This window comes from Paraburkholderia phenoliruptrix, from assembly GCF_902859825.1.
Lineage (GTDB): Bacteria > Pseudomonadota > Gammaproteobacteria > Burkholderiales > Burkholderiaceae > Paraburkholderia > Paraburkholderia phenoliruptrix.
Genome location: NZ_CADIKB010000005.1, coordinates 237,702 through 252,562, shown reverse-complemented (window position 1 = coordinate 252,562; position 14,861 = coordinate 237,702). Strand labels below are relative to the sequence as shown.

Genomic DNA, 14,861 nt, shown 5'->3' with positions numbered 1-14,861 from the left:
GGGCTGATCCTTGGCCCGTATCGTCCTGAAGATCGACGTCGACACGCTGCGCGGCACCCGCGAAGGCGTGCCGAATCTCGCGCGCATCTTCGACCGCTTCAAGGCGCGCGCCACCTTCCTCTTCAGCCTCGGGCCCGACCACACCGGCTGGGCCATGCGCCGTGTGCTGCGGCCGGGCTTCCTCAAGAAGGTGTCGCGCACCTCCGTGGTCGAACACTATGGGATCAGGCAGCTGATGTACGGCGTGCTGCTGCCGGGGCCGGACATCGGCGCAAAGGCGTCGGCGGAAATGCGCGCGATCCACGAGGCCGGCTTCGAATGCGGCATCCATACGTGGGACCACGTGTACTGGCAGGACAACGTGCGCTCGAAAGACCGCGCGTGGACCGCCGCGCAAATGCAGAAAAGCTATGCCCGTTTCGTCGAGATTTTCGGCGCGCCGCCCGTCACGCACGGTGCGGCGGGCTGGCAGATGAACGGCCACGCGTTCGAGCAGATCGACGCCTGGGGCATGCACTACGCGTCCGACGGCCGCGGTCATTCGCCGTATCTGCCGGTCGTCGAGGGCAGGACGCTTGCGCACGTGCAGATTCCGACGACGCTCCCCACGCTCGACGAAGTGCTCGGCGTGAACGGTGTGGACGAACACAACGTGGCGGCGTTCATGCTCAGGCACACGGGGAACAATCCGCACGATCAGGTGTTCACGCTGCACGCGGAGCTCGAGGGGCAGAAGCTCGCGCCCATCTTCGAACAGTTGCTGCAAGGCTGGCGCGCACAGGGCCATACGTTCGCAACCATGGGCGACTATTACGCGGCGCTGGACCGCAGCGCGCTGCCATCGTACCCTGTTACGTGGGGCGAAATTCCAGGGCGCTCCGGCGAGCTCATCGTCCAACCCTGACGTGGCGGCCGGCATGCCGGGTCGACGCTGGCCATTGGCTTGCTGTCCGGCAAACGGCCCTGACGACCCAGCCGCCGCGCGAGCCCGTGCGCGCACCGGCAGCCCCTCCCCAACAAGTCTCGATGCCAGGCCCGCGCCGCCGCGACGAATTCAGACGGCGGCGCCGACCATAACAACCGGAGAACCTCGTGCCCATCGCAGTCGACCAACCCATCCCCGACTTCACCGCTCCCGCTACCGGAGGCGAGATCACGCTGTCCAACCTGCGGGGTAAGAAGGTGGTGCTGTATTTTTATCCGAAGGACAACACGCCGGGCTGCACGACCGAAGGCCTGCAGTTCCGCGATCTGTATCCGAAGTTCAGGAAAGCTGGCGCGGAGATTCTCGGCGTGTCGCGCGACAGCCTGCGCTCGCATGACAACTTCAAGGCAAAGCTCGAATTGCCCTTTCCGCTGATTTCGGATCCGGAAGAAAAACTGTGCGCCCTCTTCGGCGTCATCAAAATGAAGAAAATGTATGGCAAAGAAGTACGGGGGATCGAACGCTCCACCTTCCTCATCGACGCCGACGGCGTGCTGCGCGCACAGTGGCGAGGCGTCAAGGTGCCGGGCCATGTGGACGAAATTCTGGAGGCTGTACAAGCGCTTTGAGGCGCGTTATATTGGGTTGCAATGAGTGCCTGTCCACCCCAAATTTTTCGTCGCTGCGCAAGACCTGACGGTCGTGTCGGTCGTGGTATCCGGTCCGTCAAAATCGTCAGGCGCAACACGAACACCGTAGGCGAGCCGCTTGCCCCGTACGACGGGGCGGCGGCTTTTTTAATTGCGCGCAGCCGTTCGTTCACTCGGCTCGCGCCTTCCGCTAAGGAGCCGATCGAAGACCAGGCGAACCGGCATCTCTAGACCGAATGCGCGCCTCCGGGCGCAAACTGCGTGCGCAACATCGGCACCGGCAGAATGCGACAGGCGGCGCACGATATGTGACCCGATTATTCCGAGGGAAACCATGCCTTTGCCTACCCCCCCGAGCAAGCTCGGCAATCTCCTGCCCCCTGACGAATACAAGGCCAAGGCCGCCACGCCGGCGCGCTCCGCCGCGAAGAAACAGGCCGACGGAGAATCCGCGGAGCCGGCCGACTACGGCCGCGCGAACGTCGCCACGCCCATGGCGCATGCCGCCAATGCCGCGACCACCTTGCGACCGGTGCCGGCATCGTCGGCTTCCGCCACGGCGTCCGCCGCCGGTGGCGCGGCCGCTCAGGCACGCGGCGCGTCGGGCTCCGCGCGCAAGACGAGGCAAACCGCTGCACTGCTGCAGCCGGTCCCCGCCACCCGGCCGCAAGCCGAGCCCGTTGCCGAATCGCAGCCGGTCGTCGCGCGCAAGCCGGGCACGAAAACGCCCCCGGCCGCCACGGCCGCCGCCGTGCCCACTGCGCGCGGCACAAGCAAAAAGCGCGGCACGGCCGCGCAGCCGGTCGAGATGCAGAAGCTCTTCGTGCTCGATACGAACGTGCTGATGCACGACCCGAGCTGCCTGTTCCGTTTCGAGGAACACGACGTCTATCTGCCCATGATGACGTTGGAAGAACTCGACAACCACAAGAAAGGCATGTCGGAAGTCGCGCGTAACGCCCGCCAGGTGAGCCGCACGCTCGACGCGCTGGTGGCGAACGCTGGCAATATCTCGGACGGCATTTCACTCGCGCGTCTCGGCAGCCGCGAGGCGTCGGGGCGTCTCTACTTCCAGACGAAGCTGACCGCGATCGAGCCGGTCGAAGGCCTGCCGGAAGGCAAAGCCGACAATCAGATTCTCGGCGTGGTGCGCGCATTGCAGCGCGACCGTTCGGATCGCCAGGTCGTGCTGGTGTCGAAAGACATCAACATGCGCATCAAGGCACATGCGCTCGGCCTGCCCGCCGAAGACTACTTTAACGACCAGGTGCTCGAAGACAGCGACCTGCTGTATTCGGGCATTCGCGCGCTGCCGCAGGACTTCTGGACGCGGCACGCGAAGGGCATGGAGAGCTGGCAGGACACCAAAACCGGCACCACGTATTACCGTGTGACCGGCCCGCTGTGTCCGTCCATGCTCGTCAACGAATTCGTGTATCTGGAGCCGCAGAACGGCGAGCCCGCGTTTCACGCGCTGGTGCGCGAGCTGAACGGCAAGACGGCGCTCCTGCAGACGCTGCGCGACTACGGCCACCACAAGAACAACGTGTGGGGCATCACCGCGCGCAACCGCGAGCAGAATTTCGCGCTGAATCTGTTGATGAATCCGGAGATCGACTTCGTGACGCTGCTCGGCCAGGCCGGTACCGGCAAAACGCTGGTGGCGCTCGCGGCCGGGCTCGCGCAGGTGCTCGACGACAAGCGCTATAACGAGATCATCGTGACGCGCGCGACGGTGCCGGTCGGCGAAGACATCGGCTTTCTGCCGGGCACGGAAGAGGAAAAAATGCAGCCGTGGATGGGTGCATTCGACGACAACCTCGAGGTCCTGCAAAAAACCGACGACGCCGCCGGCGAATGGGGCCGCGCCGCGACCCAGGAACTGATCCGCTCGCGCCTGAAAATCAAGAGCATGAACTTCATGCGCGGCCGTACGTTCGTGGACAAGTATCTGATCATCGACGAGGCGCAAAACCTGACGCCCAAGCAGATGAAGACGCTGGTCACGCGCGCGGGCCCGGGCACGAAGATCATCTGTCTTGGCAATATCGCGCAGATCGACACGCCTTATCTGACAGAAGGCAGTTCCGGTCTGACGTACGTGGTGGATCGCTTCAAGGGCTGGGCGCACAGCGGGCACGTGACCCTCGCGCGTGGCGAGCGTTCGCGCCTCGCCGACTACGCGTCGGAAATCCTTTAAGAATCAGGTCTTTGGCGATCATGGCCGGCTGAACTTCGAGCCGCGCCCCGAGTTTTCGGGGCGCGGCTTTTTTATGCCCGCGGCGTCTTTCCACGGCAACACTTAGCGCACGAACTTCAAGTAATTTGTCAAGAATTCTTGCCGCTTGCGCGTTTCACCGGCTACCATCCGGACATCGTCCGCCTTTAAACGAACGTTTACCGCTGTCCCTTTCATGCGTCGACTCGCCTTTTCGCTGCTGACCGTCCTGCTGCTCGCCGCCTGTGCCGGCGCGCCGCAGAAGTCCTCGCGCGGCTCGGGAAGCGGCGTCGTCGTGGCAAACGGCGCGTATCGGGCGCCGCCTCCGGGCTTTCCCAACTTCGTGGACCATAGCATTGGCCGCGAGGAAATCTCCATTCAGGCGATGAGCCTCGTCGGCGTGCCCTACCGCTGGGGCGGCAACACGCCCGACAGCGGCTTCGATTGCAGCGGCCTCGTTCGCTACGTGGTGGCGCGCGCGGCGTCGGTGAACCTCCCGCGCACGACCGCCGATATGAGCGGACGCGGCGAATCGGTCGAACCGGACGAAATCGCGCCCGGCGATCTGATCTTTTTCAATACGACGGGCCGGCCGCATTCGCACGTGGGCATCTACGTGGGCAAACTGCGCTTTGTCAATGCGCCGTCGACGGGCGGCACGGTGCGGCTCGACTATCTGACCAACCCGTACTGGGCGAAGCGCTTCGACGGCATCCGTCGCGTGGCGGGGCCGGCCGCGAAGCCCGCGCCGTTCGACGCGCCCAGCTATCAGGCGGCGGCGCCGCAGCCGGAGCACGCGACGGGACTCGCGGCGGCTGCGTACGGCGGCGCTCAAGGGGCGTCGCCGGGTGCACCCGCGGGCACGAGCAGGACGGCTTCGGGCTATGCCGCGAATCCGTTGCCCTCACAAAATCCGAGCCGGGTTGCGGCAGCGACGGAGCCACGCGCGTCGTCGGCTGCGGCGGCGAGCAGCGATTCAACTCTCGCAGCCACGCCCGCGCCGCGGGCGCCGCAAGCCGATCCCTTCGAACCGCCACCGCCTGGCATGAGCGCGGCGCAGCTACAGGCGCGCGCAGCGGGCGCGGTTTCGCCGACGCCAATGGTCGCCGCCCGGTCGAATTCCTATGACAGTGGCGCTTCTGCTGCGCCGCAAGCCGCTTCGACAGCGCGCGTCGCCCCGCAAGCAGCAGGCGCCGCCTCGCCCGACCCGATCGACGCAGCCGCCGATGCTTTCGAGCCGCCGCCTCCCGCTTCCGTCGCCGCCCGCCAGGCACGGCTTGCGCAACAAGCGCAACAGACACAGCAGGCGGACGCGGCCCGCGCCGACGACGGCGCGGTGCAGATCATGCGCGCCTCGACGGCCTCGCGAGGCATGCCCGCCCCCTCCCAGACCACCGACGACCCGATCGCCCGTTTCGCCAACGGCAACTTCTAGGCACGCGTTGAAACGGCCGGTACGCCTCGACGCATTAGTAAGCGGCATCTTGCCGTCGCAGTCGAGCCATTCAGACGCGCTGGTTGAGCTCATCCAGCGTAATAGGCGCCGTGCCGATTTTCCCGACCACGATACCGGCCGCCACGTTGGCAAGCCGCGCGGCGCTTTCGACGTCGTGGCCCGCCGCCAGCGCGGACGCCATGGTGGCGATCACGGTGTCGCCGGCCCCAGACACGTCGTAGACTTCGCGTGCCTGTGCGGCAATGCGGATATGCCGATGTTCGACAAAAAGGCTCATGCCCTCCTCAGAGCGCGTGACGAGCAAGGCGGCCAGTTCGAACCTGTCGCGCAGCCCGAACGCCCGGCGCTCGAAGTCGGCCTCGCTGGTCCACTTGCCAGCCGCCTGCGCAAATTCGTCGCGGTTCGGCGTTACCACGGTTGCGCCGCGATAGATCGAGTAGTCCGGTCCTTTGGGATCGACCAGAATGGCCGCCCCGGCCGAAGTTGCGTCGGACATCATCAGCCGCAGATGCGCGAGACCGCCCTTGCCGTAATCCGAAAACACCACGGTCTTGCAGGCTTTCAACTTCTCGCGGAACTGGGCGACGAGCGGAAACAGCAACTCGTGGTTCGGCCGCTGTTCGAAATCGGCGCGCACGATCTGCTGGTTGCGCGAAATGACTCGCAGCTTGACGGTGGTCTGCAGCGCCGCATCGCGCAAAAACGTGCAGCGAACGTTGCGCGACTCGAGCAATGCCTGCAAGGCGCGGCCGTCCTGATCGTCGCCGACTACCGACAGCAGCGACACGTGCGCGCCCAGGTTCACCGCGTTGATGGCCACATTGGCCGCGCCGCCCGCCACATCCCCGGTACGCTGGACGCGAACCACAGGCACCGGCGCCTCGGGCGAAATGCGCGTGCTGTCTCCAAACCAGTAGCGATCCAGCATCACGTCACCTGCAACGATGACCGACGCCGATGAGCAGTCCAGACTCAATTTGCGACTCCTTCAGGAAAGGGGTGTTGGCGCTACAGAAATATCCGCGACGACCGCGTCGCAAAATTACTTCGTCATACTGATAAATCTGACAGCGAAAAGCGCACACATTGTCACAAATGAGATGGCGCCCTGGACGCCGGTTGACGTTCTGGCGCAACGATCGGCAACCAATTGGATTCGTCCGATTGACGTGTCTACGAATGATCCGTGGAAGCGCAGCTCGTCCATGACGCGGGCGCCGCCGATCTGCTATCGTCACCGGTATTCTTCCGAAGCGGGTGACGACAATGGATCTCGGGCTGAAAGAAAAAGTGGTGCTGATCACGGGCGGCAGCAAGGGCATTGGCTTTGCGTGCGCCCGGGCTTTCGCGCTGGAGGGGGCAAAGGTTGCGATCGTCTCGCGCGATCCGGCAAACCTCGCGCGTGCTTACGAACAGCTGAAGCAGGAGGATCTGCACGTGCATCGCACGCGCGCCGACCTGCATGAGCCGCACAGCGCCGCCGACATCGTGGAGGAAGTCAGTTCAGCGGTGGGTCCGATCGACGTGCTCATCAACAGCGCCGGCGCCGCGCGCCGCTACGATCCGGAAACGCTCGATGCCGACGCCTTTCGCGCCACGATGGAAGCCAAGTATTTCCCGTACATCTACCCGCAGCAGGAAGTGCTGCGCCGCATGGCCGAGCGCGCCAAACGAGGCGACGGCGGCGAGCCGGGCACGATCGTGAATATCATCGGCATGGGCGGCAAGGTGGCGAGCGATATCCATATTGCCGGCGGCGCCGCAAATGCCGCGCTGATGCTCGCCACAGTCGGGCTTGCGCACTACTACGCGCGTTACGGCATCCGGATCAACGCGATCAATCCGGGCGCGACGCTGACCGAGCGCGTCGAAGAAGCGGTCGGGCTCGAGGCCGCGCAGCAAGGCATCGAGCGTGCAGAGGCGCTGGCGCGCGGGCAGGCCAAGGTGCCGCTCGGGCGTTACGCCGATCCGGACGAGATTGCGAATGTCGCGCTGTTTCTGGCGAGCCGCCGCGCGAGCTATGTGACCGGCGCGATCATCCCAATGGATGGCGGGAGCGCGCCGTTGATCTAGCGCGCTGGCCGGCTTGACGCCACGGCGCGGGTACGGGCGTTGCATCGGCGCGGCGGACGGTGATCCTTACCGTCCGCCCGGCATGGGGTGCCTAAGTAAAACCCGCGAGACCTACAGCAAATTACAGGAAACGGTGGCCCAGCCACCAGGCGGCAGCGGCGAGCGCCGCAGACGCCGGGATCGTCAGAATCCAGGCCCACACGATGTTGCCCGCCACGCCCCAGCGAACGGCGCTCAGCTTCTGCGTCGCGCCGACGCCGACGATCGCACCGGTGATCGTATGGGTGGTCGACACTGGAATGCCGAGCCAGGAAGCGGTGAAAAGCGTGATCGCCCCGCCCGATTCCGCACAAAAACCGCCGACCGGCTTCAGCTTGGTAATTTTCTGACCCATGGTGCGGACGATTCGCCAGCCGCCGAACAAAGTTCCGACCCCCATCGACAGATAGCAGCCACCAATAACCCACAGCGGCGGCGCGTCAGCGATCGACGACGCATAGCCCGTTGCGATCAGCAGCATCCAGATAATGCCGATGGTTTTCTGCGCGTCGTTGCCGCCGTGGCCCAGACTGTACAGACCGGCGGACAGCAGCTGCAGGCGCCTGAAGCGCCGGTCCACCTTGCTCGGCGGCGTGCGGAAATAGATCCACGACACGGCGAGCATGAAAAACGAGCCGAGCACGAAACCGAGCAGCGGCGAGACGAAAATGAAGGTGACCGTCTTCATCAGCCCGTCGAAATTGAGGGAGCCCCAGCCCGACTTGGCGAGCGCCGAGCCGACCAGCCCGCCGATCAGCGCGTGCGACGAACTCGACGGAATGCCGTAATGCCACGTGATGACATTCCAGCCGATCGCGCCCACCAGCGCGCCGAAAATCACGTAGTGGTCGACAATTCCGGGGTCGATCGTGCCCTTGCCCACCGTCGCGGCCACCTTCAGGTGAAACACGAAGTACGCGATCACGTTGAACGCCGCCGCGAACGCCACGGCCTGTTGCGGCTTCAGCACGCCCGTCGACACCACGGTCGCGATCGAGTTGGCCGCGTCGTGAAAGCCGTTCATGAAGTCGAAAATCAGCGCGACGGCGACGAGACCCGCGACCACCCAGATAGCAAGTTGTATCGATTGCATTATGCGTTTTCCAGCACGATGCCTTCGATGATGTTCGCTACGTCTTCACACTTGTCCGTGATCGTTTCGAGCAATTCGTAAATCGCTTTCAGCTTGATGAGAGTCTTGACGTTGTCCTCCTCGCGAAACAGCTTGGACATGGCCGCGCGCAGCACGCGGTCTGCTTCGGATTCGAGCCGGTCGATTTCCTCGCAGGCCTTGAGGATCTGGCTCGCCTGCTTCATGTCGGACAGCAGGCTGACGGCAAACTGCACGCGTTCGCAGGTGGCCGTGCAGATGTGCGCGAGCTGGCTTGCCTCGGAGGTCACCGACTGGACGTCGTAAAGGGAAATGGCCGTGGCGACGTCCTCCATCAGATCGAGGATGTCGTCCATCGTGGTGATCAGCTTGTGGATTTCGTCGCGGTCGAGCGGCGTGATGAAGGTCTTGTGCAGCAGGTCGATGGTTTCGTGCGTGAGCTTGTCTGCAGCCTTTTCGGCCTTTTGCACGTTTTGCTTGTGGGTCTCTGCGTCGTGCAGATTGTCGATCAGCAGCTCAAGTTCGCGGCTCGCCGAGACGATGCACTGTGCGTGCGCGTTGAAAATATCAAAAAACTTGCCCTCGGTGGGCATGAATCGACCGAACATATGGTTTCCGATACGCTGCATGTTTGCAGCAAAATCAATCGTTTACGGAATCTTCGCGAGACCGCCGATCAGGCAGCAACCGGGCAGCGAGAAAGCTGCCGGCATACTGGATCGATGGCCAACGTCACCGTGACGCCTTTGTGACAAGCCGCGATTCTATCGGAAATGGCCGTGCGAGCGGGCCAGTGTTGTTGATCGAACACCGCCCGCACGCAGATGGCGGCGCTGAGCGATGGACCGTGCGCCTATCGTCGCGGCTTCGCGTTCGGCACGAGGGCCGCTCGTTGCCGTGACTGGGCTGTTCAGCTACGCTTTTCCGCACGAACGCCTCGATCCTCTTTTAGGACCGCGTGCGCGGTTCGTTCAACTCCACGCGCGAAAGCGGCTGTTACTTTGGCGCATGGGCCCTCACCTCAGGCAAGGTTCTGAAGTTGCGCGGACTGCATTTGCATGGCCCGACGGCAAAATTGGAGGATGTCGTCTCTGAAATGAAGCGCGCTCAAGACGCCGGTTCCGTCAAACCGGCGTCACTCGCCGTAGAAATTCTGCGCGCCGGCGAAGTTGTCGAACTTCGTATATTGGCCGTGGAACGTGAGCCGAACCGGTCCGATCGGACCATTCCGCTGCTTGCCGATGATAATTTCCGCCGTGCCTTTGTCCGGGCTGTCGGGGTTATACACTTCGTCGCGGTAAATAAAGAGAATGACGTCGGCATCCTGCTCGATAGCGCCGGATTCGCGCAGGTCCGACATGATCGGGCGCTTGTTCGGACGTTGCTCGAGGCCGCGATTCAGCTGCGACAGGGCAATGACCGGCACGTCCAGTTCCTTCGCGAGACCTTTGAGCGAACGCGAGATTTCCGAAATTTCGGTGGCCCGGTTTTCGCCCGCCGACGAGCCGCTCATCAGCTGCAAATAGTCGATGATGATGAGCCCGAGCTTGCCGCACTGGCGCGAGAGCCGCCGCGCGCGCGAGCGCAATTCCATCGGATTGAGACCGCCGGTTTCGTCGATGAAAATCTGCGCCTCGCTCATTTTCTGCACCGCGTGCGTGAGCTTCGGCCAATCCTCGTCGGTCAGCCGCCCGGTTCGCATGCGGTGTTGATCGAGGCGCCCGACAGAGCCGAGCATACGCATGGTGAGCTGGGAGCCCGGCATTTCCATGGAAAACACCGCGACCGGCAGCCCATACTCGACCGCAACGTATTCGCCGATATTCATCGAGAACGCTGTCTTACCCATCGACGGACGCCCTGCCACGATAATCAGCTCGCCGCCGTGCATGCCCGAAGTCATGCGGTCGAGATCGACGAAGCCCGTCGGCGTGCCCGTCACGTCGCTCGGATTGGCCGTGTGGTAAAGCGTATCGATCCGCTCCACCACTTCCGTGAGCAGCGGCCCGATTTCGAGAAAACCTTGCGTGCCGCGCGCGCCGTCTTCCGCAATCGAAAACACCTTCGACTCCGCTTCGTCCAGCAGTTGCCGGACTTCCTTGCCTTGCGGGTTGAAGGCGTCCGCGGAAATTTCATCGGCGACAGACACCAGCCGGCGCAGCACGGCGCGGTCGCGCACGATTTCGGCATAACGCCGGATGTTCGCCGCGCTCGGTGTGTTTTGCGCGAGCGCGTTCAGATACGCCAGGCCGCCCACCTCTTCCGCTTTGCCCGAGGTGCCGAGCGCTTCGTACACGGTGATGACGTCGGCAGGACGGGTGGCCGCGATCAGCTTGCCGATGTGTTCGAAGATGATGCGGTGATCGTAGCGATAGAAGTCGCTTTGCGACAGAAAGTCGGCGATGCGGTCCCACGCGGCATTGTCCAGCAGCAGGCCGCCCAGCACCGATTGCTCGGCCTCGATCGAATGCGGCGGGACTTTCAGCGACTCGAGTTGGGGATCTTTGGACGGTGCGTTCATGGAAACGAATTATCGGGTAATCGGGCGGCCAGGGCGAGCGGGAAAACCCATTGACGGACACAAAAAAACAGGGGCCGGTTGCCCGGCCCCTGCCTCCAGCCAGCACCTTCCTGGCCGATATTATCGGATGCTCGACGCAGCCGCTTAAACGTGCTCGCCCAGCACCGACACCGTCACGTCGACAACGACGTCGGTGTGCAGCGAAACCTGAACCGGGTGGTCGCCGACCATCTTCAGCGGGCCTTCCGGCAGACGCACTTGCGCCTTTTCCACTGCGAAGCCTTGCTTGCCCAGTGCTTCAGCGATGTCAGCGTTCGTGACGGAGCCGAACAGACGGCCGTCGACGCCGGCCTTCTGGCCGATCTGAACCGTCGAGCCTGCCAGCTTTTCGCCTTGAGCCTGAGCGGCCGCCAGCTTTTCAGCGGCGATCTTTTCGAGTTCGGCGCGGCGGACTTCGAATTCAGCCAGCGCTTCCTTCGTGGCACGGCGAGCCTGCTTGTTCGGGATCAGGAAGTTACGTGCGTAACCGTCCTTGACCTTCACGATGTCGCCCAGGTTACCCAGATTGACGACTTTTTCCAGAAGAATGATTTGCATTCGGATGCTCCTTATCGCGTCGTCGGGTTAGGCCTTGTGCTGGTCGGTGTACGGCACCAGCGCGAGGAAACGCGCGCGCTTGATAGCCGTGTCCAGCTGGCGTTGATAGTGCGCCTTCGTACCCGTGAGACGCGCTGGCGTGATCTTGCCGTTTTCGCCGATGAAGTCCTTCAGCGTTTCGATGTCCTTGTAGTCGATGTACTCGACGCCAGCGGCCGTGAAACGGCAGAACTTCTTGCGCTTGAAGAGCGGATTTTGTTGCTGACGACGCTTGTCGAATTTCTTACCAGTCGGGCGGGGCATGTTCAGTCCTTTCCAATGTCCTGCAATGCTGTGATGTGAAATACCAGAGTTCTCGCGTTGCGGTGCTTTTTCGCCAGAAAGCCTGTGAAGAGCGTTTCCACGCCCATCGGACAGCTTTCCAGCTTACCGCTCGCCTCGCCTGCGGCTACCGCCTGCATGGTCAGTTCGACTTGCCGGGCAGTACCGGCTTCGACGACTTCCGTGCGGTGCTGCAACGTGCAGCCGGCAATCGGAACGCCGGCGGGTGTGTACCGCACCGGTTCGCGTTCGACGACGCTGGCCGTGAGCTGCAGCCGGTTCATGTAGCCTTGTACCTGTTGGCAAAAAGCGGCGCGCTTCGGTCTGGTAGCTTAAATAATGTGTCTTAAGCCTGCGCTTCGGACGGTTGCGTAGCAGCCGACTTCTTGGCTTCTTCGCGCTGCACTTCCTTCATCATCGGCGACGGGCCGGTTTCGGCCTTCTTCATCTTGACGATGAGGTGACGCAGAACGGCGTCGTTGAACTTGAACGCATGTTCCAGCTCGTCGAGCGTGGTCTGGTCGCATTCGATGTTCATGCAGACGTAGTGAGCCTTCGCGAGTTTCTCGATCATGTAGGCCAGTTGGCGACGGCCCCAGTCTTCGATACGGTGGATCTGGCCACCGTGCGACGTGATCGTGCTCTTGTAACGCTCGATCATGGCGGGCACCTGCTCGCTCTGATCGGGGTGCACGATAAAGACGATTTCATAATGACGCATACACACTCCTTGTGCTGACTTTTGGATAGAAGCCACCCGGGCGTCGAACCGGTGCGGCAAGTGAGAAGCCGAAGATTGTAGCCCGGTTGGGGCCGGGTTGCAAGGCATTACCTCGCGCCGGCAGGCGATTCAGGCGTGTTTTCAATCATTTAGCACGCGGAGCGCCGCCGGCGAGCGCTCCGCGCGACGGCTCAGCCGTTCTCGGTGCGGCCGCTCGCGCCCGCGAGGCGCGCCTTCAGCGCGGCTTCGAGGCCGCTGAGCGCGTCGGGCGCGGCGTCCGTGATCGCCCACCAGGTCATGCCCTCGGCGTCCCAGTGAGCGAGCGAGTAGCCTTCCCGGGCGAGCGTCGACGGCGCGCCGCTGTCCGCGCCGTTCGCCGCGCTGCCCGCGGTCTGCGGGAACACGTAGACGTCGATCACGTGCTTGCGGTAGCGGTAAACCAGCACGGCGACCCGTCGATGCGCGAGGTAGTCGAGCCGGCCGCCTTCGAGCGCGAAGCCGCTCGCCGCCAGATCCTCGACGGGCGGCGAATAGTCGAGCCGGCCGTTGAACCACGGCTTGACGGTATGCCGGTCCGTCGAAATCACGTCGATGTCGCGCCCGGACACCTGGGCGCGCACGTGGCTCGCCACGAGTTCGTCGGCGAATGGCGCGAACTCCGCCGGCCGCCGCAGATTCAGCGTGAGCGCGACGCCCACCGCGCACAGCGCGACGACGAGCGGCGCGAGCCAGCCCGAGGCGGGCGGCGCGCCCGTCCCGCCGCCTGCCGAAGGCGCGGCAAGGCCGCCTTGCCCGCCTTGCCCGCCGTGCCCGACGTGCGCCGCGCGGCCGCCGAACAGGCGATCGACCCAGCCGCGAAACCAGCCCGGCCGCCTATGCGAGGACAGTCGTGCGTTACGGCCGGGCTCTTGCGCCGCAGCAGCAACGGCTGCGGCCGGAGCCTCGGCCTGCGATGCCGCAGCTCGCACGCGAGCCGCGTCGGCGCCCTCGCCTTCTCGCGCACTCGTCACTGCATCCGACGCCGTCTGCGCCGCGCCTTCCTCGACGCCTGCCCGCATTCCCATGCCCGCCGCTGCGTCTGAAGCAGTCTGCGCTGCGGCTCCGTCGACGCCCGCCCGCGCGCTCGCCGGCACGGCCTCCGGCGCCTCCCGCGCCGCGCCTTGTGTCTGCGGCAAACCCGCCAGAATGCGCAAGCGCAACGACTCCGGCGCGCGATGATAAGGCGCCGCCCGCAGCGCGCGGCTCATCGTCCGAAGCGTGTCGCTTTCGCGCCGGCAGGCCGCGCAGCGCTCGATATGCTGCTCTACGCGCCGCGCATCCGGCGCGGGCAATTCGTGATCGGCGTTCGCATCGAGGAGCGGCCGCGCTTCGTTACAGTCCATCTGGCGTCTCCTGAGCGTTGCCGGCGGTTGCACCGCCGCGGTGGGTCAACGAACGGGCGTTGGCGACGGCCCGCAGCGGCGTCACGGAAGCCGTCGGCGTAGCGCAACGGCATGCCTGCGCGGCGCCGTTTTCGTCGTCTGAAGAACTTGGGCCGGCGGCCGCCCCGGAGGCCGGCATGGACGCGGCGCCCGGCAAGCCGGCGCCCGCACCGCCCGATTGAGGCGAGAACTTCGCAGCCATGCCCCGGTACGCCGGATCCCGCGCCGCTTCCGCCAGACCGTCGCCGGAGTCCGTCAGCAAGGCTGCCAGCTTGCGGCGCCCGCGGGCGAGCCGGGACATGACCGTGCCGATCGGCACATCCGCCACCTGAGCGATTTCGCGATAGCCCATCTCTTCCAGCTCGCGCAGGATCAGCACTTCGCGATACTCGACAGGCAGCAGCGCAAGCGCCTCGTGCACCCGCTTCGTGTCCTCGTCGCGGATGAGCAGCGCCTGCGGGTCGGCGCCGCCCGCGCTCCAGCCGTCGAAGGTCGCGTCGTCCATCGTGTCGTCGAACTCCACGGTTTCATGCGACGACGCCCGCCGCCGCCATTCGGTGTACCAGGTCCGGCGCACGATCGCGAGCAGCCACGGCCGCGCCGAATCGCCGCGGAAGGTGTCGAAAAAGCGGAATGCGCGCATAAACGCTTCCTGCACGACATCGTCGGCATCGTTCGGATTGCCGCACAGCCAGCGCGCGAGGTTGTAGGCCGCGTCGAGATGCGGCAGCGCGAGCTGCTGGAAGCGGCGGCTTCGCGCAGCGTCGGAATCGGCGTCTCTATCGGTCTGGACCACCTCGGCCCTCCA

General features: G+C 64.4%; 15 protein-coding genes. 5 read left to right on the top strand and 10 right to left on the bottom strand.

The window, feature by feature from the left end; all coding sequences use genetic code 11:
* Positions 1-10 precede the first annotated feature (10 nt).
* The 4 genes from HV711_RS08805 to HV711_RS08790 all read left to right on the top strand — a co-directional run bounded on the left by HV711_RS08805 (position 11) and on the right by HV711_RS08790 (position 5,228).
* Positions 11-904 (top strand): polysaccharide deacetylase family protein, encoded by an 894-nt coding sequence (locus tag HV711_RS08805; RefSeq protein ID WP_035482450.1) that lies wholly within the window; start codon positions 11-13, stop codon positions 902-904.
* Positions 905-1,092: 188 nt separating this feature from the next.
* Entirely contained in the window at positions 1,093-1,554 is a 462-nt protein-coding gene (locus HV711_RS08800) for a peroxiredoxin (protein ID WP_035482448.1), read from the top strand.
* Between the two features lie 355 nt (positions 1,555-1,909).
* Entirely contained in the window at positions 1,910-3,775 is a 1,866-nt protein-coding gene (locus HV711_RS08795; RefSeq protein ID WP_035482445.1) for a PhoH family protein, read from the top strand.
* A 214-nt stretch (positions 3,776-3,989) separates the two neighbouring features.
* Positions 3,990-5,228, top strand: coding sequence for an NlpC/P60 family protein (locus HV711_RS08790; RefSeq protein WP_035482443.1), 1,239 nt, complete (start codon positions 3,990-3,992; stop codon positions 5,226-5,228).
* 70 nt (positions 5,229-5,298) lie between these two features.
* Here HV711_RS08790 and rfaE1 read toward each other — a convergent pair whose 3' ends face one another.
* Positions 5,299-6,225 carry a D-glycero-beta-D-manno-heptose-7-phosphate kinase gene (gene rfaE1, locus HV711_RS08785; protein ID WP_013588500.1) on the bottom strand — a complete coding sequence of 309 codons (927 nt, stop codon included), beginning with the start codon at positions 6,223-6,225 and terminating at the stop codon, positions 5,299-5,301.
* A 290-nt stretch (positions 6,226-6,515) separates the two neighbouring features.
* Between rfaE1 and HV711_RS08780 the strand changes: the two genes are divergently transcribed.
* Positions 6,516-7,322, top strand: a complete 807-nt coding sequence (locus HV711_RS08780) for an SDR family oxidoreductase (RefSeq protein ID WP_035482441.1) — start codon at positions 6,516-6,518, stop codon at positions 7,320-7,322.
* A 121-nt stretch (positions 7,323-7,443) separates the two neighbouring features.
* Here HV711_RS08780 and HV711_RS08775 read toward each other — a convergent pair whose 3' ends face one another.
* From HV711_RS08775 to HV711_RS08735, 9 genes are all read right to left on the bottom strand, one after another.
* Entirely contained in the window at positions 7,444-8,454 is a 1,011-nt protein-coding gene (locus tag HV711_RS08775; RefSeq protein WP_013588502.1) for an inorganic phosphate transporter, read from the bottom strand.
* The gene (locus HV711_RS08770; RefSeq protein WP_013588503.1) at positions 8,454-9,080 is read right to left on the bottom strand and encodes a DUF47 domain-containing protein; all 627 of its coding nucleotides are present in this window, start codon (positions 9,078-9,080) and stop codon (positions 8,454-8,456) included. The genes HV711_RS08775 and HV711_RS08770 overlap by 1 nt, the downstream gene beginning before the upstream one ends.
* A gap of 527 nt (positions 9,081-9,607) precedes the next feature.
* Positions 9,608-10,993, bottom strand: coding sequence for a replicative DNA helicase (locus HV711_RS08765; protein ID WP_013339086.1), 1,386 nt, complete (start codon positions 10,991-10,993; stop codon positions 9,608-9,610).
* 144 nt (positions 10,994-11,137) lie between these two features.
* Positions 11,138-11,590 (bottom strand): 50S ribosomal protein L9, encoded by a 453-nt coding sequence (rplI, locus tag HV711_RS08760; RefSeq protein WP_013339085.1) that lies wholly within the window; start codon positions 11,588-11,590, stop codon positions 11,138-11,140.
* Between the two features lie 27 nt (positions 11,591-11,617).
* Entirely contained in the window at positions 11,618-11,893 is a 276-nt protein-coding gene (gene rpsR, locus HV711_RS08755; protein WP_013588504.1) for a 30S ribosomal protein S18, read from the bottom strand.
* A 2-nt stretch (positions 11,894-11,895) separates the two neighbouring features.
* The gene (priB, locus tag HV711_RS08750) at positions 11,896-12,195 is read right to left on the bottom strand and encodes a primosomal replication protein N (RefSeq protein ID WP_035482440.1); all 300 of its coding nucleotides are present in this window, start codon (positions 12,193-12,195) and stop codon (positions 11,896-11,898) included.
* 62 nt (positions 12,196-12,257) lie between these two features.
* Complete coding sequence (gene rpsF, locus HV711_RS08745) at positions 12,258-12,632, bottom strand: 30S ribosomal protein S6 (protein WP_006048823.1); 375 nt, start codon at positions 12,630-12,632, stop codon at positions 12,258-12,260.
* Positions 12,633-12,823: 191 nt separating this feature from the next.
* The gene (locus HV711_RS08740; RefSeq protein WP_035482439.1) at positions 12,824-14,014 is read right to left on the bottom strand and encodes an anti-sigma factor family protein; all 1,191 of its coding nucleotides are present in this window, start codon (positions 14,012-14,014) and stop codon (positions 12,824-12,826) included.
* A complete protein-coding gene (locus HV711_RS08735; protein WP_035482437.1) occupies positions 14,004-14,849 on the bottom strand; it encodes an RNA polymerase sigma factor in 846 nt (281 codons plus the stop codon). The genes HV711_RS08740 and HV711_RS08735 overlap by 11 nt, the downstream gene beginning before the upstream one ends.
* Positions 14,850-14,861 lie beyond the last annotated feature (12 nt).